Genomic DNA, 22,277 nt, shown 5'->3' with positions numbered 1-22,277 from the left:
TGAATGTGTCAGAACTTGAGATGACTTCCGCCGCTGAGCCCACGACACCTGTCTGGCCCCGGTGGGAGGTGCAGGGGTACGGCACGGTCGCCTGCGATTCGCCGCCGGGCGGCCGGTGCGAGCTGCCGCGGCACGAGCTGGTGCCGCCCTGGGTCGACATCCGGCTGACGTTCGCCGACGGGGCCCGCGTCGATGTACTCGCCGTTCTGCGGGACGGCGTGATCGCCGTCGAGGACGCGCAGGCCGATCCGCCACTGCCCCTGGGCGATCTGACCGAGCTGGGTGCCTGGATCGAGGCACCGCTCGCGTACGCCTGCCGGGCGGTCGCGGGGCAGCACCACGTGGAGTCCGACCCGGTCACCGACGACGACGCGGCGGCGATGATGCCGGCGGCGAACGGCACGCCCGACGCGCGCACCGTGGACATGACCGTGGCCGTGACGGAGGAGGACGAGGGGTACGAGTACGAGGGCGGCCCCTCCGGCTCCGAGGCGCAGCTGCTGGAGGGGGAGCCCGCGCCCGGCGGCCGGCACCGCGCCCACGACCCCGCGTCGTCCGACGGCGCGGACCGGCGCGGGGTGGCCGAGACGTACCGCAGGGCACAGCAGTTGGGGCAGGACCCCGTCCTCGCGGTGATGTGCGCGACGGGGTACGGGCGCCGCAAGTCGCTCGGTCTGATCGCGAGCGCCCGCGACGGGGGCTATCTGACACCGCGTCACCGTCGCCGCTGACGCCACGCGAGGGGGATGCCGGGTGCTCGCTGCCGGGGCGCGCGTTACAGCGAGCGCATCCGGTTGATCTCGGACGTCTGCTGCGCTATCACGTCGTTCGCCATCTCTTCGAGCTGGATGTTCTTGCCGCCCGAGAGAGCTTCGGTCGCCATCGTGACCGCGCCCTGGTGGTGCGTGACCATGAGACTGATGAAGAGGTCGTCGAACGCCTCGCCCTTCGCGGCGCGCAGCTTCGCCAGCTGGGCGTCCGTGGCCATGCCCGGCATCACCATCGAGCCGTGCTCGTGGCCGCCCTCCTTCTTCGCCTTCTCCTCGCCGCCGTTGAGCTTCAGCCAGCCCTCCATCGCGCCGATCTCCGGCTTCTGCGACGCGGAGATGCGCTCGGCGAGCCGCTTCACCTGGCCGGATCCCGCGCGGTCCGGGGCGAGTTCGGTCATCACCAGCGCCTGGCTGTGGTGCTGGATCATCATCGTCGCGTAGTTGAAGTCGGAGGAGTTGGGGGTGTTGTCCGGTATCTCCTTCGCGGCCTCCTCCGGGGAGAGCGTCCGGGACTTCTCGCCCGGTTTGCCCGGGGCGACCACCTGCCCCGTGGCCTCGTTCCTGGTCTCACTCTTTTTGCCGTCGTCGCCCGAGTCGCAGGCCCCCAGGGCGAGTAGAGCGGCCACGGCGGCGGCCGCCACGACAGGCCGGAGGACACGTGGACTCCTGGTCCGGATCAACACGGTGACCTCCTGAGGTACTTGACGTGTATCGGGCACGTTGTTAGGCACTTTCCTAACACGCTTCCGGACGCGAGTGATCAAAAACTTTCATTACATCTAGGTTGCCATCTGTTGAGATGTACATGTGAAGGACGATACTGCCGAGGTCCGTAAGCCGTTCAACTGGGAACGGATACAAGGGAGGACGCAGTGACTTCGTTGCACACCACCCGCGTGCGGCGTAGACGTCTGGGCGTGGCAGCAGCCGCTGCCGCCGGGCTCTTCGCCACTCTGCTGGCCGCCGGACCGGCGGTCGCCACACCCGACCCCGGTGACAAGCCGGCCAAGGAGGAGACCTCCAAGAGCCAGCAGGCCGAGGCCAAGAAGGCCATCGAGAACAACGACATACCCGGCGTGGACGAGATCATCCACAGCGACAACATGTCGCACGTCGCCAACGTCCCCAAGGAGCACCTGAAGGGGACCAACTCGGACATCGCCTTCCAGGGGAAGTACGCCTTCTCCGGCAACTACGACGGCTTCCGGATCTTCGACATCAGCAAGCCGTCGAAGCCGAAGACCGTCGCGCAGGTCCTGTGCCCCGGCGGTCAGAACGACATATCCGTCTCGGGAGACCTGCTCTTCCTGTCGACGGACGCCTCGCGCAGTGACAACTCCTGCTCCAGCGTCTCGCAGCCGGCCACGGAGAAGTCCTCCTGGGAGGGCATGAAGATCTTCGACATCAGCGACAAGCGCAACCCCGAGTACGTCGCCGCTGTCGAGACCGCGTGCGGTTCGCACACGCACACGCTCGTGCCCGACCGCAAGAACGTGTACGTGTACGTCTCCTCGTACTCGCCCAGCGCCTCGTTCCCGGACTGCCAGCCGCCGCACGACGGCATCAGCATCATCAAGGTGCCGCGCAAGGCGCCCGAGCAGTCGAAGATCGTCGACTTCCCGGTGCTCTTCCCGGACGGCGGCAACCCCGGCGCGCCCACCAACCCGGGCGTCTCGGCCACCACCGGCTGCCACGACATCACGGTGCTGCCCTCCAAGGACGTCGCCGCCGGCGCGTGCATGGGTGACGGCATCCTGTTCGACATCAAGAACCCGGAGCAGCCGAGGATCATCGACCGCGTCCAGGACAACGTCAACTTCGCCTTCTGGCACTCCGCGACCTTCAACCAGAAGGCCAACAAGGTCGTCTTCACCGACGAGCTCGGCGGCGGCGGCGCGGCGACCTGCAACGAGGAGATCGGCCCGAAGCGCGGCGCCGACGGCATCTACGACATCGTCGGCAAGGGCGACAAGCGGACGCTGAAGTTCAAGAGCTACTTCAAGATCGACCGTCCGCAGGCGGACGCCGAGGTGTGCGTGGCGCACAACGGCTCGCTGATCCCGGTCAAGGGCAAGGACATCATGGTCCAGGCCTGGTACCAGGGCGGCATCTCGGTCTGGGACTTCACCAACTCCTCGAAGCCGGAGGAGATCGGCTACTTCGAGCGTGGCCCGATCACCCTCGACCAGGTCACCACGGCCGGTCCGTGGTCCGCGTACTACTACAACGGCTACATCTACTCGAACGACATCGCCAAGGGTCTGGACGTCATCAAGCTCGACGACCCCCGGACGAACGAGGCGAAGAGGGTGAAGATGGACGAGCTCAACGTCCAGACGCAGCCCGACTACTTCGAGGACTTCCGCAACTGACCGGCGCGGCCGGCCGCTGACGCGGTCGGCCGGACCGGCGGGGCCATGAGGTCATGACGCGTTCCGCCGGGCGGGCTCCCCGCCCGGCGGAGCGGCGTACGACGGGTCCAGACCGAACCGCAGGAACAACTCGTCCCGCAGGCTGACCAGCGGCATCCCCGCCCCCGGCAGCAGAATCGCGAACACCGCGCCCATCATCAGCGCGCGCAGCAGCGGATACTCGCTGTCCACGTCGTCCGACCCGTACCGCACCATCGTCTCGCGCAGCAGCTCCGCGAGCCGCTGCTGCTCGGCGCACTGGACGAAGCCCTCGGCCTGGAGAATGCCCGCCATGTGGGCGCGCATCGCCACCGGATGGTCGACCGTGAGACCGAGGACGGAGTCGATGGCGCGCGCCAGCAGCTCCCGCCCGTCGTCGGTACGGGGCTCACGCTCCAGGGCCGCCCGCAACGTACGGTGCATCAGCCGGTGCACGGCCGACTGGAACATCTGGCGCTTTCCGGGGAAGTAGTACGAGACCAGTCCGCGTGCCGCGCCCGCCCGGTCGGCGATGTCGGCCAGGGTCGCCCCGTCGAAACCGCGCTCCTCGACCAGCTCCACGGTGGCTTGCAGAAGCCGTTCACGGGAACGCCGACGGAGTTCTTCATTGACCGATGCGCTTCGGGGGGACATGCTGGACTCCCGCGTTGACTGGCTCCTAGCCAGTATACTCGGCACGTCCTCGGGGACGGCCCGTAGGGCCTGGTCAGCGAGGGTGGAGGCTGCCTGTCTTGGGCGACGCGGGGGATCGCCCAAGACAGGAAGCAGCCGAAGCGGGTGTGCGGGTTCGGGCGTCTCCGGTCACTGCCGGCGGAAGGCGTTGATCACCCTGTCCTCGGGTCCGGCCCGGAGGGGTCGGCTGCGCCTCAGGTCACGTACGACGGTGAGTTTGCGCATCCAGCGGTCCGTCCCGTCATAACGCGCCCGGAAGGTCCCGCGTCCGTGCAGCGCGCGGTGGTTGTCGATGAGCATCAGGTCGCCCGCGGTGAGATACACCGTCGCGGCGCGGCGCGCCAGCTGCGCGGAGAGCGCTTCGAGCGCCTCCGCGGCCCTGGTGTCTCCCGGAAGCGCCTCGGTGTAGGGAACATCCACGCGCAGGTAGGGAGAGTCGGGCGAGCCGAACAGCAGCGCGCACGTCAGACCGCCCGCTTCCAACGCGCCGTCGGCCCTGCGCAGGTGTTCGGAGTCCGGCTTGATCAGGAACCGGGGCGAGAAGAGGACGTCGACGTCCAGTGCGGAGAAGTCCAGATCGGCACCCGTGACGATCGTGTTGGGGACCCGGTCGTGGTTCCTGAGGCAGAGCAGGGCCAGCGCGTCGCAACGTTCTTCGCTGAAGCAGTCTTCGACGTGGAGGGCCAGATCCGCCTCGCTGCCGTGGCCCGTCTGCTGATCCTCCTGCCCCCGTATGGGCAGCACGTCATTGAATATCTGACCGTCCTGGAGGCTGGACCAGCCGATGGGGTCACCCAGCCGCGAAGCGGTCAGAGCCAGCCAGAAATCCTGGCGGAGGGTGGCGTCCCGGCCGCGTTCCTTCCAGTGCCTCGGTGTTGGGCAGTCGGGTCCGCCGACGGGTCCGTCGCGGACGACCAGCGCCGCCACCGATTCGGCATAACGCATCTCGTTGATGGCGTCCAGCAGTTCGGCCGGGAGTCGCGATCCGTAGTGGACGGCACGTCGCAAGAACCCTGGATTGTCGGCTGTCGCGAACTCCTCGCGGAGAGTGTCCAGTAGGTCGGAGCACTCGAGCGACGCTTTCTCGGTGAGCGATATCTCCCGCAGACCGCCCGGCGCCGGAACGTTCTCCTCAATGCTTCGCACTGCTGTCTCCCTCTAACTCGCGCTGCCACTCTTCCTCTTGTTCCCGGAACCGCTGATCTCGTCTCTCATTTCCTGGAGGAGTTCGCGCCACGGATTCGGATCGAACGACTCCAGAACCTGTTCCTTGTCGCGCTTCAGGGCTTCCCGAACCGCGGGGTCGCCGTGATGGTTCTTCGCCATCAGGTCGAGGAGCGCGGCCGCCGCTGGAATCTCCGTACTGTCCGAAATCCTGACACAACTGCTCTGTGTCCCGTAGATGTCCTCGAAGCAGGCGTATTCGGTGATGGCGCACGGTACTTCCGCGATGGCCGCCAACGCCGGTCCCAGCCCGACACTCTCCACCTCCGGAGTGTTCGGGGTGAAGAGCACCGCGCCCCCACTTGCCCGGCACAGTCTGAGCAGGTCGATCTCATCGAGACGCCAGCGGCCCGCGGCATCCTGATGGCTCGACAGCGGGACACCGTCAAGAAAGACCACATCATCCTGAACGTTCAACTCCTGGACGACGGAAACCACCTTCTGCGCATAGGGCGGATCTTCGTCGAGACTGCCGAACACCAGAAGGTGGGGTACGGGCGTCCCCTCCTTCTCACAGATTCTCTTCATCTCCGCGAACATCGAGACCGCTATCTCGACGCCTTTCACCTGGAACACCCTCACGGGTACCAGCAGCAGCGGCCGGTCCGGGGTCAGTCCACGCTGTTCCAGGAAGGACGTGTGCGGGTCTCCCGGCCCCTCCGGTCCCAGCGTCGGGAGTACGTTCGGTACGGTCATCGCGCCGAGTTCCGTCGGATATTCCTTCACCTCGGCTGCCAGCGCGGGGGAGATGACCGCCCAACGGTGACATGGATGTGTGCCGGGCACGGGGGTGAATTCATTCGGCACCGGAGGGTACAGACGAGTCCCCTCCTCGAAGATCGCGCAGCTGCCGAAGAGGTCGTGGTCCCAGAACAGCACTCCGCCCGGCACGCCGGCGGACCATCGTCGGGCAGCAGCCCTGTGCAGCCCCAGGGTTACCGGTACGGCGTCGGAGAGGGTCATGTTGACCGCACACACCCAGTCGACGTCGTGCTCCTCGAACCAGCGTGTGAAGTACTCCTCGTACGGCCCGGCGAGCGACTCCACGGCACGGCGCAGATCCGCGCGCGCTTCGTCGTCCAGTGTGTCGGCGCGGGCCACCGCGGCGCGGATCTCGGTCAGTTCACGCATCAGTTCCGCCCCGTCGGCGCCGAGCGGGACGGCCTCACTGGTGGACATCCAGTCGGGATATACGCAGTCCTCGGAGCCCCGAGGGAAGAAGTGTTTCTTGTCGGGCCGCCAGGAGTAGCCGAGATCGGCCACCACCGGCAGCTCAAGGCTTCCCTTTTCGAGTTCGGACTCCAAGACGTTGCGGAAGATGGTGAGCAGACCGCTCACAGGCAGACCATCTCCTGATATCAGGGCCAGTTTCATCGGAAACCTCTCTGCTGAGGGTGATGGACTGAATCTCAGTACCGCGACGGTTTATACTCGGACACGCGGATACAGGCGGGGAGAAGGCGGCCGGATGTGTGGATGTCGCGTGGAGCGCCGGTTGCGGAGATGCGCCATCCTGCTTGTTCGCGTCTGACGACATCCAATGACCTTGAGATCCAATGACCTTGAGTCCATGGGTAATTGAGTTTCGGTTGTGATCCAAGAGGTGTCAAGCATGTCGTGATCATCGCGCAGTTCAAGCCAGGGGGGAGTGGCGCGAAACCGCCCCTCCCGGACCGAGTTGAATTTTGCGGCGATTCGAACGCGTACCCTCGACTTCGCGCTATGGAGTAATAATTCCTGCGGATGGCCAATGCATTGATTTGTCCTGACGTTATCCGAATAAGCAAGAAATCCTGAAGGCAAGTCGCTCGGAATTGCCGGGCCGCGTCGAACTCCCGGGTCCGAAGCGAGTGTTCGTGGTGGACTCCGTCGCCTTTGAGGCGGCAGCCGCGGAGGATTTTTCAGGCCTTCACGCGGGCGAAGACGTGCTCGACGCGGGCGCGGACCAAGGTGCCGTCTGGGCCCGAGGTGGTCGATGATGCGGTCCGCCGCCGACTTGGACACCCCGAAGCGCGGTGCGAGCCGGCGCATCGTCACCGGCGGTCCTGGGCCTGGCCCTTGGTTCTACGACTCCCGCCGGAGGTCGATATCGACTTCGGCTCGACGGCCGGTGTGGTGGCCATGGGGGGATCGCCCAAGACAGCCGGCCCGTTCGGTGCCTCGTCATTCCGGTCGGTGTGTTCGCGGGCCGGGCGGTGCTCGGTGCGCGTGTTCAGCGGCGGCCTCGGGTTTCCCGAGGCCGCCGCCGGACGACCTCGCCGTAACCACCGCCCCGGTCAGGGGCGATGACGGCGTGTCAGGCCGTGCAGTACTGCGACTCCTTGCCGATGGACCGGTACATGCAGTCGGCGTTCTCCAGCAGTTGGAGGACCGAGTCGCGGTTGCGGCTCGTCTCGCGCTCGATCACCTCGTCGGGCGGGTAGAAGCCGCCGCCGCCGGAACTGCCCGGGTACATCTCGAAGGTGTACGCGAAGATCTTCTGGTTGCCCCACAGCCAGTCGTCGATCGAGCCGTCCGTGATGTAGAGGTCGCTCGCCTGCTCCGCGGTGTAGCCGTTGCTCGCGGCCATCTTCCCGCCGACCGCCGCGAAGGCGTTCCGGTCGTCCAGGGTCATGCCGGGGGCCGTGTCGGCCTTCGTGTAGCCGTACGGCCACAGCACCAGCTCGCTGTACGTGTGGAAGTCGATCGCGGCCTTGAGCTGCTGCTTGCCACCGACGACCCGGCTGCGCGCGAAGTCCGCGACGACCTTGACCTCCGGCGCGGACTCGGCGCGCGGGCCGCGGTACGTCTCGGAGCCGGGGGTGCTGGAGGAGCCGCCGCAGCAGCCCCACTGGAAGGCCCAGTTGCGATTGAGGTCCGTACCGATCCTTGAGGAGCCGGAGTTGGGCTGGCGGTTCAGGCGCCAGCTGCGGTAGGTGCCGGTGGCGATGTCGTACTCGCCGCCGTCCGGGTTGACGTCCGGGACGATCCAGATCTCACGGTTGTTCACGGCGTTGGTGACGCGTGAGTCGGTGCCGTAGGTGTCGCCGAGTTCGCGTATCAGATACAGCGCCATCTCGACGGTCAGGTGCTCGCGGGCGTGCTGGTGGTGCGTGAAGAGCACCTCGGGCTCGTTCTCGTCCGCCGTCACGTTGTCGCTGATCTTGACCGCGATGATGTCCCGGCCCTCGTAGCTCTTGCCGATGACGCGCTTGCTGATGAGGTTGGGGTGGGCGGCGATCCGCTGGTTGATCTCGGCGTTCATCTCGGCGTAGTTGTGATATCGCGAGTCGGCCGAGGGGAAGTCGAACGGCTGGAGCGCCTTGCCGTTCGTCCGGGCGGGGGGCGCGGGCAGCACGTCGAGCCGGTAGCCCAGGGCGCGCAGCCGCTCCGCCTGGGTGGCGGTGGCGCTGACCACCGTCGAGCGCTCGCCCGCCTCGTCCACCGACACGCCGGTGGAGGCGAGGGCGGTACGGGCCGCCACGTCGCTCACGCCGGGGACCTCGTACTGCCGGATCCGCTCCTCGCCGGTGACGGGGGTCGCGGGTGCGGCCTTCGGGTCCGGGGGCGCGGCCTCGGCCGTGAAGGGGACGGCCACGGCGAGCGCCAGCATGGCCGCGAGGGTGGCGGCCTTCCATCTGCTCTCGCGTACGCGAAGTCGCATGTTGTCTCCTGGGTGGGGAGTTGCGTGGGGGGTCCGGCCACCACGTGGTGTGCGCGGGCCAGTTGTTCGCGCACATCGTGGAGGCATGGCATGACCTGGTCAAGTGGTGAACTTCGGCCATCCGCGGAAGCGGCGCGTGAACAGACGCCCGGCCGGGGGTTCCGGCGAGGCTCCCGGCCTCCGTGATCCCCGAGGTTCAGGTGTTCAGCAGCGTTGCGGTCCGCGCCGGCGGGTTCATGACCGGTACGCCGGTCCTCGGGTGAGCCCCCGCTCCGTACGATCCGGTCGGCGCCCGCCGCGACGAAAGCGGCGTGCCGCTCCGCCGCCCGCTCGGGCGGGTCCACGATCCCGACATCCGCGGCTTGGCCGGGGTCGACCCCGTACGCCTCCACGACCGTCCGGGCCGGGGCGGCCCGACTCCTCGGCGTACCGCCGCAGTCTCCGTACCCCATACCCCGTGGGCGAGTTGGGCCGGGGCCGGGGGGATCACCGCCGGTAGCCGGCCCACGCCGTACGCGACCGCCCGCCGCGGCACGGTCTCCCGCGAACCGCCCCCCCGCCGACCAGCCGCGGCGCCCCCTCGGTACATGCCCCGGCCGCCGCGAGACGTACGCGCGGCGGCCTCTCGCACGGGCGCGTCGCACGGGCCCCTGGCAGCCCGTCCGGTCCCCGATCCCACCGGCAGCCGCCCCCGCGAGACGTAAGGGCGGGAGCGACGCCGGCTCCTTCGACGGCGGCGGGAGCGGCCGTACGGCGGCGAGCAGCACGTGGCGGCCGACACGCGCCCGCTCCGTGACGGCCGTCGCTGTCCAACGGGCGACGGATGTCGACCATGCCTACGGTCGGCATCCGTCGCCCGGGGCACGACAGGGGTCCCGTCAGCGCGTGAGGGTGAGGACCGGGCGCAGACCCGCCGGGCGTTCCTCCACCGGCAGGTGGTCCACGAAGTGCACGGCGCAGCCCAGTTCGGCCGCGCCGCCGTCGGCCTTCCGGTCGTCGCCGACCATCAGCACGTCGCGCGGATCCTGTCCGATGGCCTCGCAGGCCGCGCCGAAGAGTCGCGGGTCCGGTTTCTGGATGCCGTGCTCGTACGACAACACGTAGGCGTCCACGAGGTCGTCCAGGCCGTGCGCGCGGAAGACCGGACGCAGGTCCCAGCCGATGTTGCTGATCACACCGACGCCGACGCCCTCGCGCTTCAGCGTGCCGAGCACCTCGGCCGTGTCCGCGTACGGACGCCAGGCGTCCGGCGTGCGGTGACGCTCGTAGAGCGCGTCGTACAGCCGGGGATCGGGGAGCGCGACCTGTCGGGCGAGGCCGGTGTAGGCGGCCCTGTGCCGCTCGGCGCTCTCGTCGCGCGTGGCCCACAGCCCGGCCAGGTCCGGCGGCAGTTGCTGTGGCGTCGGCCCGCCGGGCAGGGCGCCCGCGACGGCCAGCTGGACCGCGTACCGCCGGACCTCATCGGGCGGCACCTGCACACTCAACTCGTCGAGTACGGCCCGGAGCCAGGAGCCGGCCGATTCGATGCGGAACAGGGTCCCTGAGAAGTCGAAAAGCACACCCTTGATCTTCATGGACCCGACCTTGCCGGGTCACCGCCACCGGGACAAGGCCCGTCCTTCGTACGTGGCGATCGACAGGGCCACCAGACACGCCCCGAACAGCCAGCCGCCCACCACGTCCGAACTCCAGTGCACCCCCAACCAGAGGCGGGTGAATCCCACGCCGATCACCGACACGGCCCCCACCACCAGCAGGACAGTCCACAGCGGACCGCTCAGGCCGTGCCGTCGCAGCAGCCAAAGGAGCATGCCGATGGTGACGGTCGCGGTCATCGCGTGGCCCGAGGGGAACGCCGCGAAGTGCGCCGAGTCGACCGGGTCCGGCCAGCTGGGGCGCTCGCGCCCGACGGCGGACTTCACACCCTGCGAGATCAGGGCGCCCACCAGGCTCGTGAGCGCGACCCAGCAGGCCAGGAGGCGCGCGCCGCGGAACAGGAGGACGAAGAAGGCGACGGCCGTCAGCAGGCGCATCGTCCAGGGGTCCCACACCCAGTCGGTGAGAATCCGGTTCGCGTGGGTGAGGCCCGGGTCGGCCACCGCCTGCCGGTGCAGGTCGACGGCGATGCTCCGGTCCCAGGAGAGCAGCGGACCCCACCTGGCGGCGACGAGCGTGAGCAGCACCACGGAGGCCACACCCAGCACGACGCCTACGCGGGCGGGTGTCACGGCTCCCGGCTGCTTGGAGGGTGCCGGTGGGGCCGGCCGTGACGGTGGGGGGACCGCGGGGGATTGCATGGGTTGATCCTTAACGACGAAGGGCCCGCAAAGCTATCCCAGGGCGCGCAGCGCCGGAACGAACGCCACCACGAGCGGGACGGCGGGCACCAGCGCCGCCGCGGCCGTCAGCCGCAGCCGGCGGCCGGCCGTGAGCCGGGGGAGCGGTGTCAGCAGCCGGTCCACCCGGCGCGGCAGCTCGGCGTCGGGGGTCGGGCAGGGCCCGAACACCCCGCGGTCCTCGTTCAGTTCGACCAACGCGAGCGCGATCGTCAGCCGGCCGAAACGGCGCGAGGCGACATCGTCGGCGGCCAGCTCGACCAGGCGGTGCATCTCGCCCTGGAACGCGGCGAAGACCGGGACCTGCGGGAACCCGTTGGCCAGTGCCGACGAGCAGTGCAGCAGCCAGTCGTGCCGTGCGCGGGCGTGGCCCTGCTCGTGGGCCAGTACGGCGTCGAGCTGGCGGCCCTTGAGCCGCCGCAGGGCGGCCGTGGTGATCACGAGCTGCGGTGCGGCGCCCGGCAGCCACCAGGCGCCCGGACGCTCGCCCTCCAGGACGACCAGCGGGCCGCCGCCGGACTCCTCGCCGGGCAACAGCGGTGAGCGGACGAGCAGTTCGGTACGGCGCTGCTTGCGGCGCGTGTGCGACCGGTGGATCTCCCGCGTGAGCATCGCGCCCGTCCACACCCCGCCGGCCGCGAGGATCACGGCCAGCACCGCCGACCACGGACGGTGCGCGCCGAGCGCGTACGCCTCGACGACCCCGCTCGGGGCCGGGGCGAAGACATGTCCCCGTACGGCCAGCCAGGCCGCCGCGGCGCTGAAGGTCATGGCGAGCGCGAAGCACAGCAGTACGGCGGCCACCACGCACTGCCAGACCCAGAGAGCCACCACGGGCTCGCGCTCGGGCCATTCGGCGCGGGCCAGCAGCCGCGGGGCGGTCACGGCGGCCAGCGCACCGAGCGTCAGCAGCACGAGGGAGACCATCATGGTCGTCAGTTTATGAGTGCGGTGCCGCTCAGGGGGCCGGCCGCGGGTGGCAAGTGACGCAGGACACGGTCGTCGTACGTCAGAGGGTGAGCAGCATGGCGAGCATCGCGATGCCCATGGAGAGCCGGCAGGCCAGCGCCAGCTCGGGCAGGTCGGCCCCCGTGTCGGCCTCGGTCCCGGTCTCCGTCACCACTCCCGTCACCGTGCCGAGGACCGGTCCGGAGCCTTGACCGGTCACAGGTCCGGAGCCGGGACCGGTCACCGGACCGGAGCCCGGACCGCCGACCGCTCCGGTCGTGCGGCCCGTGCCCGGAAGCCCCGGGCCACCGCCCTCCGGCGCGGCCACGGTCTGCAACGGGAGCAGTCGCGCGCCCGTCCACAGCACGAACCCCGCGTAGTAGATCAGCAGCACGCCCGTGGCCAGCGGTGTGCCGCCCGCGCCGCCGGTGCTGTGCGCGCTGTGTGTGCCGCCCGGGAGCAGGGCCATCGCCACCGACATGTAGACCATGGCGAGCATGCCCACGAGATGGTGCAGATGGTGCGACGTCCTGCGGGCCGGGCCCAGTGTGCGCAGCGCGGCGACCCCGAACACCGCCGCGTACACCAGCCAGACCCAGCGCGGCGGTGTGATCACCGCCGCGGGCACGGCCATCGCCGCCATCCCGAACCCCATCAGGGCCTCGCCGCCCGCCGTGCCGCGTCCCGCGCCCGGGGCGCCGCGCAGCCGCAGCAGACAGTAGGTCCCGGCCGCCGCGCAGAGCGCCACGACCAGCCAGCCGGCGGTCGCCGGTCCGTGCACCGCGCACCTCCCCCTCGCCATGCTCCAAAGATGTCCACACAAACGGTGTCAACGGAGGAATGCCCCTGTCGTTCGAGGCGCACGCGAGCGCAGGGAGACACGGGGGGAGCGCACCGGGGGGACACGGCCCGCGATCAGGAGACGCGGAAACCGCGTGCTTTTCGCATTCCACTGGAAACGGAAAACGTAAAGAAAATAGGCTGACACTTCCTTTGGATTGGTCTGGACAAATGCGTTGCACGGGCCTTGTGGTGGCCATCTGCGAGCGGTTATTTTTCGATGGTGCGCCACGGAGGCGGGCGGGCTGCCGCCGCCTGTAATTCCCCCCACCCCCGTGGGTCCGCGTATTTCTGGCAGATTTCTAGTGGGAGGAAATACTCTGTGAGTATTTCAAGACGCGCCGTGATCGCATCGGCGCTCGCCGGCACAGCAGCGGCCGGTGGTGTCCTCGGCAGTCAGCAGGCGGGCGCCGCCCCCGCCCCGCGAGGCGGGGTGCGAGCGGCACCCGCCGCGAGTCCCCCCGGCGACGTGGTCGGCAAGATCAGCGTCGGGTATCAGGGCTGGTTCGCCGCCAAGGGCGACGGCTCGCCGATCGACAGGTGGTGGCACTGGAGCCAGGACTCCGGCCGGCCGCCGTCGCTCAGCAATAACACCATCAAGTCTTGGCCGGATATGCGGGAGTACACCCGTTCATTCCCCACGGCGTACCCGAATCTGAACAATGGCCAGCCGGCCTCGCTCTTCTCCTCGCACGATCAGCAGACCGTCGACACCCACTTCCGGTGGATGCGCGAGAACAACTGCGACACCGCGGCACTCCAGCGGTTCAACCCCGTGGGCGGCGAGGGTCCGACGCGGGACGCGATGGCGCGCAAGGTGCGTCAGTCGGCCGAGGCCAACGGCCGGAAGTTCTACATCATGTACGACGTCACCGACTGGCGGGCCATGCAGTCGGAGATCAAGCAGGACTGGACGAACAAGATGAAGGCGTACACGTCTTCGAGCATGTACGCCAGGCAGAACGGCAAGCCGGTCGTCTGTATCTGGGGCTTCGGGTTCGCCGACGACAAGCGCCCGTTCGCACCCCCGGAGTGCCTGGACGTCATCAACTGGTTCAAGGCGCAGGGCTGTTACGTCATCGGAGGCGTGCCGACGCACTGGCGCAACGGCAACAGCGACTCCAGGCCCGGCTTCTCCGGCGTCTACCACGCGTTCAACATGATCTCGCCGTGGATGGTCGGACGGATGGGCACCGTCGCCCAGGCCGACCAGTTCTACCGGGACGTCAACACCCCCGACCAGGCCGACTGTAACGCGAGTGGGATCGACTACCAGCCCTGTGTGATGCCGGGAGACCTCCAGTCCAGGCATCGCGCGCACGGCGACTTCATGTGGCGGCAGTTCTACAACATGTGCCGGCTCAACGTCGCGGGGATCTACATCTCCATGTTCGACGAGTACAACGAGGGCAACCAGATAGCCAAGACGGCGGAGAACGGCTCGATGGTCCCCTCGGGCTCCGGTATCTGGGCCCTCGACGAGGACGGCACCGCCTGCTCGTCGGACTACTACCTCCGGCTCACCGGTGACGGCGGCCGGATGCTCAAGAAGCAGATCGGGCTGACCGCGACCCGGCCGACACCACCGAGGTAACGGGGCTCCGTCCTCGTCGGCCGCCGGGAAGTACGCGGATCCCGGCGGCCCGCGCGGTCGCGTCCTGCACGGTCAGCCGGCGGGCGGATGCCGCGCCCGCGTCTCCCGCCCCCGCAGCCTCGGCGTGAACGTCGCGTGGAAGATCGTGGACGCCGCCCCGACGGCGGCGGCCCCCGCGCTCAGTACGGACGGCTCCACCTCGACCCGGCGCAGCCGCCGGGCGGTCGGGAACTCGTTGACCGTACGGGCGATCTCGGCCAGGTAGAAGTCGGCGACGTCGTCCGTGAAGAAGGGCCCGCCGAGAACGATCAGATCGATGTCCAGCAGATCGATCAGGCCCAGCGCGCCCCGCCCGACCGCCCGCGCCACCTCGCGTACGGCCGCCGTCGCCGCCCGGTCGCCCGCGGCCGCCGCCCGGCCCACCGCCAGATACGCGGCGGTGCTCCCGCTCGTCGTGGCCGCCGGGCGCAGACCGCCGCGCGCCGCCAGGTCGGGCACGGACACCGGCGGATTGCACTCGGGCAGGATCTCCGGACGGCCGTCCTTGTCCACCCGCCCCAGCGCGATGGCGCAGAGCTGGCCGAACTCGCCCGCGTTGGAGCTGACGCCCCGGTAGATGTCGCCGTTCAGATAGAGGCCGGTGCCCACCCCCGTACCGAGGTAGAGATAGGCGAAGTCCCTGGCCCGCCGGTCACGGCCGATCCAGCGCTCGCCCGCCGCGGCGGCCGTCGAGTCCTTCTCCATGATGACCGGGCACGGGAAGTGGTCCTTGAGGAGATACAGCAGCGGAAGATCACCCCAGGCCGACATCAGGGGCGGTCCCAGCACGGTCCCGGACGCGATGTCCACCGGCCCCGGCACCGCGACCCCGATGCCGAGGAACCCCTCGGGCCGTACGGCCCCGCCCGCCTCGGCCAGCGTCTCGCGGCCCAGCGCCGCCACCCGCTCCACGAACTCCGCCGGGTCGGTGTCCGCGCTGACGGACCGGGTGCGGGTGCACACGATCGCCCCGTCGAGGTCGATCACCACCGCCGTCAGCAGCTCGGGATCGATATGGATCCCGAGCGCGTGCGCGGCGGCTCCGCGCAACCGTACCGGCGTACGCGGCTTGCCCGACGTGGCGCGCAGCTGCGCGTCCTCGATCAGGATGCCCCGGTCGAGCAGGGAGCGGGCGATCCGGGACACCGACTGCTGGGTGAGGCCGGTGCGGTGGGCGATCTCGCCGCGCGTGATGGTGCCGGACAGCCGGACGGTCTCGATGACCACGCACTCGTTGAACGACCCCAGGTCGATCTGGTTGACGCCGCTCCAGGTGCGACCGCGCACGGAGCTGTCCGTCGAGTGCCCGGCCCCCAGATGGCCCGCGACGTTCTCGCGCAGCCAGCGCACACCGCGATACGGGTCGTCGGCGCGCCCCGCCGCGTACCGCTCCAGCTCGGCGGCCAGGTCGAGGTAGACGCGTCGCGAGGACTCCGGATGGCTGGTGCTGTCGAGGGCGATCATGGCCCGCAGGAATGTGCGCCAGGCGGCGCGTGCCGGGATGTGATGGCACGTCACCCCGCCTTCGGCGCCAAGTGGTTGGGGGATCCCGGTGGCCGGGGCGGGATCGCCGCCGGGTGCGTCGTCCCACAGGGTGATCGCGTGCAGGGCGAGATCGGGATGCCGTCGACTCGCCTGCGCGAGATAGCCGGTCAACGCCCGGTCGGAGGCGACGACGTCCGCGCGGCGCGAGGTGTCCGCGTCGGGGAGGGCGGCGGCACCGTGCGCCGGTGCGTGCCCGGTGGCGGTGGCGGAGGGGGTGTCGTCGCCAGGCCCGGTGCCGATGCCGGTCGTCCGACGGGGAGACGGGTGCGCGCCGGTACCGGGGCGGGAGCCGTCCCTGGTGCCCGGCCCGGAGCCCGCCGCCGGTCGGCGCCCGACGCCGGGAGTCGCGTTCGCGGTGGTGACGGGAGAGACGGCGCCGCCCGCCCGGGGGTGAGCCGCGGAGCCGGGATCCGGGCCCGCTCCGGCGACCGTACGGCCGAGCCCCGTCCCGGTGCCGGATCCGGCGCCCGTGGCCGTACCGCCGAGACCCGTTTCCGGGCCTCCGCCCGGTCCCGGGCCCCGCCGCCCCGTCGACGCCAACGCCGCGTCCAGCGAGCGGTCGAGGCCCGCCAGGACGTCCGCGCCTATCACCGTGCCCGCCGTGGCCGGGGTGCTCGGGACCAGGCGGGTGCCCGCCAGGAGGACCCCGCGCAGCGCGTCCACGTAGAGACCCATCACCCACACGTCGGCGCCCGGCAGCGGTGGGCGGGTCGGGACGGACGGGGACACCGGCTCGTCGGGGACCAGGCGCCAGCGACGGCGGATGCCGGCGACCGTTGCGTGCGAGAGGCCCAACTCCCGTGCCACCGCGCGCGACGCGCCGCTGCCGCCGGGGGCGAGGAGCGTACGCGTCACGACTTCGGCCTCGTCGACCGTCGCCGGTCTGCCGGTCCGCGGCCGGTGTTCGAGACCGTCGATGCCGGCGCTCGTCCAGCGCTGGCGCCAGCTGCCGACGGTCTGCCGCGACACCCCGAGCCGGCGTGAGATCTCCGCGTCGCGCAGCCCGTCCGCCGCCAGGAGTACGACACCGGCCCGGGTGGCGAGCGGGCCGCCCTCGTCGGCCCAGCGGCGCAGCACGGCGCGGAGTTCGGGGGAGAGCGTGCCGTCGCCCGGTCGGGTGTCAGACACCCGAGCCACCCTTCGGGCCCGTCCCGCGCACCAGCCGCAGGGTCAGGATCTGGAAGGGCCGCAGCGTCAGTGCCACCGACCGGCCCGTGTGCGCGCGGACCGCGAGCGTCTCCTCCATGAGGTCCGTCTCGCGCACGGCGGTGACCGGGAAGCCCGCGGTCAGCGTCGTACGGGCCCGGCCGCCCCGCGACTCGTACAGCCGGACCACCACATCGCCCGACCGGTCGTCGGCGAGCTTCACCGCCTCGACCACGACGTCCGGACCGTCCACGGTCACCAGCGGTTCCACCGGCCCGGCCGCCGGGCCCGGCCGCAGCGGGAGGTTGAGGGCGTAGCCCTCCGAGATCGCGTCACCGACGTCGGCGCCGGGGCGCAGCGTGTGCCGGAAGTGCTGGGGCCCGCGGTCGGCGTGCGGGTCGGGGCTGTGCGCGGCACGCAGCAGCGAGAGCCGTACGAGTGTGGTGGTCCCGGCGTCGGCGCGCGTCCGGCGCGACACGTCGTAGCCGTACGACGCGTCCGAGGCGAGCGCCACGCCCCAGCCGTGCTCGCCGACATGGATCCAACGGTGCGCCCACTGCTCGTAACGGGCCGCGTCCCAGCCGGTGTTCGCGTGCGTGGGGCGCTCGACATGGCCGTACTGGATCTCGCCGCGGCTGTTCTCGGCGTGCACGTCAAGCGGCCAGGCGGCCTTGAGGAGGGTGTCCTGTTCGCGCCAGTCGACGTCGGTGTCGATGCTCAGCGCGCGGCTGCCGGCCGTCAGTGTCAGCCGCTGCGTGATCGTGGATCTGCCGGTGCCGCGCTCCACCCGGACCCGCGCCAACAGTGGTCCGCCGTCGGTCACTTCGACCGACGACGCGACGTCGAGATCGCGGTGCATGCCGTGTCGCGGTGCGTCGAGCGCGGTCGCGCTCCACAACGCCGGGTCGTCCCGGTGCAGTTGGAGCAGATTGCCCGCGCAGCCGGGCGCGATGGCCTCGCGGCCCGCCGTCAGGTCGAGCGCGGAGCGGACGAGCCCCGCCGAGTCGACGTGGATCCGCAGCAGCCCGTTGTCCAGCAGATGCCCGCCGCCGCGTTCGGGGTCGGCGGGGGTGACGGTCACCGGCGCCGTGCCGCCGAGCGGCAGCCCGGCCGTACCCCGGCCGAGCGCGGGAGCCTCGCCCAGCACGGCGAGCCGCCCGCCGGACAACGGCTGGCCCGCGTCCGCCGCGCCCGGCTCCGTCAGCCGGTCCCGGTCGAGCACGACCACCTCGCGGCGGGCGCGCGGCCCGGCGTTGAGGACCGTGGCCCCGTCCGGCCCGCCCGCCGACCGCACGATCAGGCTCTCCAGCCTGCGGTGGACGGCGCGGTACGTCTGCTCGGCCTCCTCGTGCACCCAGGCGATGGCGCCGCCCGGCAGGATGTCCCGGCTCTGATGCAGCAGGACCCGCTTCCACAGGGTGTCCAGCTCGTCGTACGGGTAGGGCACCCCGTCCCGTACCGCCGCCGTCGCCGACCACAACTCGGCCTCGCGCAGCAGGGATTCACTCCGGCGGTTGCCGCGCTTGGTGCGGGCCTGGCTGGTGTACGAGCCGTGGTGCGTCCGCGCGTACAGCTCGCCGCGCCACACCGGGGCGTGCGGGTACTCGTCGAGCGCGTCCCGGAAGAAGTGCGCGGGGTGCTGCATCCCGACCCGGGGCGAACCCTCCAGATCGGCCAGCCTGCGGGCGCGTTCCAGCACCTCGCGGGTGGGGCCCTCGCCCTCGTGGTCCGCGTCGTCGTCGGAGTCGTGCGGCCCCTGGCCGAACGGCATCAGCGAGCGGCTGCCACCGCCCTTGTCCGCGTACGCCGCGACCGCGCCGGCCAACTCGGGCCCCGTGAGCGCCGCGTGGCTCGGACCGGCGGGTGGGCAGTGCGTGAAGATCCGGCTTCCGTCGGCGCCCTCCCACCAGAACGTGTGGTGCGGAAGGGAGACGGTGTCCCGCTCGGTGAGGGTGTGGCCGAGCAGCCAGCGCGCCCCCGCCAGCACGGCGAGCTGGGGGAGAGCGGCGCTCATGCCGCCGGGGCCGGGCAGCCAGACGCCGTCGGGGTCCAGGCCCAGCTCCTCCCGGTAGAAGCGCCTGCCGAGCGTGAACTGCCGTGCCAGCGACTCCCCGCCGGGGAGATTGACGTCCGGCTCCACCCACATGCCGCCCACCGGGACCCAGTTGCCCCGCGCGACGGCCTTGCGTATCCGCTCGAAGACATGCGGGTGCTGGTCCTTCATCCAGGCGTGCTGCTGCGCGGACGGCGCGGCGAACACCAGCTCCGGGTACTCCTCGGCGAGCGTCGCCATGCTGCTGAAGGCGCGGGCACTCGCGCGCACGCTCTCGCGCATCGGCCGCAGCCGCGCGGATCCGGAGCGCGTGTGCCCGACGGCGGCGACGGTGTGCGCGGACGCGTACGCCCGGCGGGCCAGGACCGGCGCGAGGATGTCCCGCGCGCCGGCGGCCGTCCCCGGGATGTCACGGGGGTCGACGGCGTCGACGGCCCGGTCAAGCGCGCGCAGGATCTCGTGGCGGCGCGGCAGTTCGACGGGGAGCGCGTGCATCAGGCTGTTCAGGACATCGATGTCATGGATGAGCTGCCAGATGTTCTCGTCGCGTACGGCGAGATCCGCGCGGAGCAGTTGGTGGAGAGGTTCGTCGCCGGCGGTGACCGGGTCGCCGAAGTGGGCCCCGGCGCCCGTGGCCGCGTCGATCGCCGGATTGGCCGCGGCCTCGACGAGCAGCCGTACGGGCTCGCCGCCCCGCGCCTGTGTCGCGACGGTCACGGTCCTGTTGTGCGGGTGCAGGCCCTGGAGCGGTGTGCCGTGCTCGTCGTGGACCAGCCCCTCGGCCCGGTCGCCGCCGAGGTCGATGACCGCCTCCACACGGCGGCCGGCCCAGCGCTCGGGCACGTCGGCGGCGAAGCGGAACCAACTGGTGGACCAGGGGCCGCCGCCCCATGTCTCGCCCACGACGAACGGCGTGTACCCGGCGCGGAGCGCCACGTCGACGGGGACCGGCTCGCCCGGGATGTGCCAGGCCCCGATCTCCATGGGAAGCCGCCCGGTGTACAGCGCGGGGCGCAGCCGACGGTCGAGGAAATGGGCTGCTCGCGCTTCTCCGGACTTCCTTCGGTCATGCATGGGCGGCCCTTCCTGTCCTGCCGGTAACCGCCATGTAAAACCAAGAGTGTTATCAAGTCAACGTCTGTTCCGATTACTTCTGAGTTCCCGCTGGTGAGGGTCTTGGTGTTGAATTGTCAGCCGAATTCCCGCCCGTAAAGGTTCCTCTTCTGGATATTAATTGGCCTGACGAATCGACAAGGAAAGAACGGCAGGAAGGCCGCCGCCTTCCTGCCGTTCGTGTGGGGGTCGGAACTTACGGCCGTACGGCCTCCGGCCTCGCGAAATCGCCGTGCACCGGCAGCCAGACACCGTCGCGCGCCGCGTCGAGCAGCGTCAGCATGATGTCCAGGACATGGCGGGCGAGTTCGCCGGACGCCCGGTGCGGACGGTCCTCGGCGAGCGCGGTCGCCAGATCGGCGAGACCGGTGCCGCGCCCGGCGTCCCGGTAGCCGCCCGACACCGGCAGGAGTTCCCACTCGCCGCCGGCCCGGTGCAGCTCCACCGGCCCGTCGAAGCCGTTGGGGTCGGGCACGGACAGCGAACCCTCGGTACCGTGCACCTCGATGCGCGGCAACCGCGCCGCGTGGATGTCGAAGCTCATGACCAGCGTCGTGAGCGCGCCGCCCGCGTGCTCCAGGAGTCCCGTGACATGGGTGTCCACCTCGGTGTCGAAACGCTCGCCGGCGCGCGGTCCGCTCCCGATGGTCCGCTCGGCGCGCGGCCTGGACGCGGCTCCGGTGACCCGGCTGACGGGCCCGAGCAGATGGACGAGCGCGGAGAGGTAGTACGGGCCCATGTCGAGCAGCGGCCCGCCGCCCGGCCGGTAGTAGAACTCGGGGGCGGGGTGCCAGCGTTCGTGCCCGGGTGTGGTCATGAACGCGGTGGCGGCGACCGGGGCGCCGATGAGCCCGTCGTCCACCGCCGCGCGCGCGGTCTGCACACCCGTGCCGAGCACGGTGTCGGGGGCGCAGCCGATCCGCAGCCCCCGGCTCCGCGCCGCGGCGAGCAGCCCGTCGGCCTCCTCGCGGGTCATGGCCAGCGGCTTCTCGCCGTACACGTGCTTGCCCGCGTCGAGCGCGGCGCGCGCCACCTCGGCGTGTACGGCGGGCAGCGTCAGGTTCAGTACGACGTCGACGTCGGGGCGGCCGACCAGCTCGGCGACCGAGGCGGCGACGGCGACGCCCGGCAGCCGCGCGGCGACGGCCTCGGCGCGGGCCGGGTCGAGGTCCGTCACCGCGGTGAGGCGTACGTCGTCCAGCCGTTCCAGCGTCGCCAGATACTGGCCGCTGATCCTGCCCGCGCCGACCATGCCGATCCTCAGCGGCTCGCCCACAGCAGTCCCCTCTCGGTCAGCGTCCGTACCTCGGGCACGTCGAAGTCGTCCGGCTTGTGGCCGATCGTGGAGACGAAGACACGGCCCGCGCCCCAGGTCCTGGTCCATACGGCGGGCATCGTGACCGGCCGCGACCGGTTCTCGTCCGCCTCGAACCCGATGGTCGCCAGGACGTCGATCAGGGGATCGGTGGCGGTCCAGTAGCGCTCGGTGTGCACCTCGAAGTCGGTGAGACCGGTGACGACCGGATGGTCCGCCCGCTCCGGCAGGACCCGCACGGTGTGGTCGGAGAAGCCGGGCGGATGCATCAGGAACTGGCCGCCGGTGAGGAGTTGGTAGTGCACGCTGCCGCGGAAGGAGTCGACGATGCCGCCGTGCCAGCCGGCCAGGCCCGTGCCCGCGCGGACCGCCGCGGTGAGTCCCGCGCACTGCTCCTCGCCGATCTCGCCCATCGTCCAGCACTGGACGATCAGGTCGGTGGCGGCGAGGAGGGCGGCATCGGTGTAGACGTCCAGGGTGTCGGCCGTCTCGACGGCGTAACCACTCTCCCGGAGGAAGGGCAGGAAGAGATCCGTGGTCGTGACGGGCTGGTGGCCCTCCCAGCCGCCGCGGACGACCAGCGCGCGCCGGGGGCCGGGGCCGGACCGGGGGCCTGTCTCTTATACAC

Annotated in this window: 16 protein-coding genes and 1 pseudogene; 3 read left to right on the top strand and 14 right to left on the bottom strand. The window is 70.7% G+C overall.

What is annotated here, in order from left to right; genetic code table 11:
• The coding region (locus tag P3L51_RS24705) for a DUF6214 family protein (protein ID WP_435594518.1) at positions 1 to 731 on the top strand (731 nt) is incomplete at its 5' end.
• Between the two features lie 44 nt (positions 732 to 775).
• On the opposite strand, the gene P3L51_RS24700 is transcribed toward P3L51_RS24705, so the two are convergent.
• Positions 776 to 1,453, bottom strand: coding sequence for a DUF305 domain-containing protein (locus P3L51_RS24700; protein ID WP_435594517.1), 678 nt, complete (start codon positions 1,451 to 1,453; stop codon positions 776 to 778).
• Positions 1,454 to 1,642: 189 nt separating this feature from the next.
• On the opposite strand from P3L51_RS24700, the gene P3L51_RS24695 reads away from it, so the two are divergent.
• Positions 1,643 to 3,142, top strand: a complete 1,500-nt coding sequence (locus tag P3L51_RS24695; protein ID WP_354607473.1) for an LVIVD repeat-containing protein — start codon at positions 1,643 to 1,645, stop codon at positions 3,140 to 3,142.
• Positions 3,143 to 3,193: 51 nt separating this feature from the next.
• Here the strand turns inward: P3L51_RS24695 and P3L51_RS24690 are convergent, their stop codons facing one another.
• The 9 genes and pseudogenes from P3L51_RS24690 to P3L51_RS24650 all read right to left on the bottom strand — a co-directional run bounded on the left by P3L51_RS24690 (position 3,194) and on the right by P3L51_RS24650 (position 12,806).
• On the bottom strand, positions 3,194 to 3,814 hold the full coding sequence (locus tag P3L51_RS24690) for a TetR/AcrR family transcriptional regulator (protein ID WP_354607472.1): 621 nt from the start codon (positions 3,812 to 3,814) through the stop codon (positions 3,194 to 3,196).
• A gap of 168 nt (positions 3,815 to 3,982) precedes the next feature.
• Positions 3,983 to 4,861 carry a TauD/TfdA family dioxygenase gene (locus tag P3L51_RS24685; RefSeq protein WP_354607471.1) on the bottom strand — a complete coding sequence of 293 codons (879 nt, stop codon included), beginning with the start codon at positions 4,859 to 4,861 and terminating at the stop codon, positions 3,983 to 3,985.
• A gap of 150 nt (positions 4,862 to 5,011) precedes the next feature.
• Positions 5,012 to 6,451, bottom strand: a complete 1,440-nt coding sequence (locus tag P3L51_RS24680) for a glycosyltransferase family protein (RefSeq protein ID WP_354607470.1) — start codon at positions 6,449 to 6,451, stop codon at positions 5,012 to 5,014.
• Between the two features lie 482 nt (positions 6,452 to 6,933).
• Positions 6,934 to 7,023, bottom strand: a pseudogene (locus tag P3L51_RS24675) (IS5/IS1182 family transposase); the annotation flags it as partial.
• A gap of 350 nt (positions 7,024 to 7,373) precedes the next feature.
• Positions 7,374 to 8,720 (bottom strand): M14 family metallopeptidase, encoded by a 1,347-nt coding sequence (locus P3L51_RS24670; protein WP_354607469.1) that lies wholly within the window; start codon positions 8,718 to 8,720, stop codon positions 7,374 to 7,376.
• An 878-nt stretch (positions 8,721 to 9,598) separates the two neighbouring features.
• A complete protein-coding gene (locus P3L51_RS24665) occupies positions 9,599 to 10,294 on the bottom strand; it encodes an HAD family hydrolase (RefSeq protein ID WP_354607468.1) in 696 nt (231 codons plus the stop codon).
• Between the two features lie 18 nt (positions 10,295 to 10,312).
• Complete coding sequence (locus P3L51_RS24660; RefSeq protein ID WP_354607467.1) at positions 10,313 to 11,017, bottom strand: phosphatase PAP2 family protein; 705 nt, start codon at positions 11,015 to 11,017, stop codon at positions 10,313 to 10,315.
• Positions 11,018 to 11,050: 33 nt separating this feature from the next.
• On the bottom strand, positions 11,051 to 11,986 hold the full coding sequence (locus P3L51_RS24655; RefSeq protein WP_354607466.1) for a M56 family metallopeptidase: 936 nt from the start codon (positions 11,984 to 11,986) through the stop codon (positions 11,051 to 11,053).
• 79 nt (positions 11,987 to 12,065) lie between these two features.
• Entirely contained in the window at positions 12,066 to 12,806 is a 741-nt protein-coding gene (locus tag P3L51_RS24650; protein ID WP_354607465.1) for a DUF5134 domain-containing protein, read from the bottom strand.
• Between the two features lie 360 nt (positions 12,807 to 13,166).
• Here P3L51_RS24650 and P3L51_RS24645 point away from each other — a divergent pair, with 360 nt between their 5' ends.
• Positions 13,167 to 14,438 carry a glycoside hydrolase family 99 protein gene (locus P3L51_RS24645; RefSeq protein ID WP_354607464.1) on the top strand — a complete coding sequence of 424 codons (1,272 nt, stop codon included), beginning with the start codon at positions 13,167 to 13,169 and terminating at the stop codon, positions 14,436 to 14,438.
• 72 nt (positions 14,439 to 14,510) lie between these two features.
• Here P3L51_RS24645 and P3L51_RS24640 read toward each other — a convergent pair whose 3' ends face one another.
• The 4 genes from P3L51_RS24640 to P3L51_RS24625 all read right to left on the bottom strand — a co-directional run bounded on the left by P3L51_RS24640 (position 14,511) and on the right by P3L51_RS24625 (position 22,230).
• A complete protein-coding gene (locus tag P3L51_RS24640) occupies positions 14,511 to 17,150 on the bottom strand; it encodes an ROK family protein (RefSeq protein ID WP_354607463.1) in 2,640 nt (879 codons plus the stop codon).
• Positions 17,143 to 20,295 carry an alpha-mannosidase gene (locus P3L51_RS24635; protein WP_354607462.1) on the bottom strand — a complete coding sequence of 1,051 codons (3,153 nt, stop codon included), beginning with the start codon at positions 20,293 to 20,295 and terminating at the stop codon, positions 17,143 to 17,145. Before P3L51_RS24635 ends, P3L51_RS24640 begins: the two co-directional genes overlap by 8 nt.
• 235 nt (positions 20,296 to 20,530) lie before the next feature.
• Positions 20,531 to 21,610 carry a Gfo/Idh/MocA family protein gene (locus tag P3L51_RS24630; protein WP_354607461.1) on the bottom strand — a complete coding sequence of 360 codons (1,080 nt, stop codon included), beginning with the start codon at positions 21,608 to 21,610 and terminating at the stop codon, positions 20,531 to 20,533.
• The gene (locus P3L51_RS24625) at positions 21,595 to 22,230 is read right to left on the bottom strand and encodes a ThuA domain-containing protein (protein ID WP_354607474.1); all 636 of its coding nucleotides are present in this window, start codon (positions 22,228 to 22,230) and stop codon (positions 21,595 to 21,597) included. Before P3L51_RS24625 ends, P3L51_RS24630 begins: the two co-directional genes overlap by 16 nt.
• Positions 22,231 to 22,277: the final 47 nt, after the last annotated feature.

Origin of the sequence: Streptomyces panacea, assembly GCF_040560175.1 — a bacterium.
Taxonomy (GTDB): Bacteria; Actinomycetota; Actinomycetes; order Streptomycetales; family Streptomycetaceae; genus Streptomyces; species Streptomyces panacea.
Note: the sequence above shows the minus strand (reverse complement) of the source record. Positions and strands in the feature narration are given on the sequence as shown.

Coding starts and splice junctions, on each gene's coding strand:
- P3L51_RS24680 (WP_354607470.1), bottom strand. CDS start 6,451: ATGAAACTGGCCCTGATATCAGGAGATGGTCTGCCTGTGAGCGGTCTG.
- P3L51_RS24635 (WP_354607462.1), bottom strand. CDS start 20,295: ATGCATGACCGAAGGAAGTCCGGAGAAGCGCGAGCAGCCCATTTCCTC.
- P3L51_RS24650 (WP_354607465.1), bottom strand. CDS start 12,806: ATGGCGAGGGGGAGGTGCGCGGTGCACGGACCGGCGACCGCCGGCTGG.
- P3L51_RS24655 (WP_354607466.1), bottom strand. CDS start 11,986: ATGATGGTCTCCCTCGTGCTGCTGACGCTCGGTGCGCTGGCCGCCGTG.
- P3L51_RS24670 (WP_354607469.1), bottom strand. CDS start 8,720: ATGCGACTTCGCGTACGCGAGAGCAGATGGAAGGCCGCCACCCTCGCG.
- P3L51_RS24660 (WP_354607467.1), bottom strand. CDS start 11,017: ATGCAATCCCCCGCGGTCCCCCCACCGTCACGGCCGGCCCCACCGGCA.
- P3L51_RS24690 (WP_354607472.1), bottom strand. CDS start 3,814: ATGTCCCCCCGAAGCGCATCGGTCAATGAAGAACTCCGTCGGCGTTCC.
- P3L51_RS24665 (WP_354607468.1), bottom strand. CDS start 10,294: ATGAAGATCAAGGGTGTGCTTTTCGACTTCTCAGGGACCCTGTTCCGC.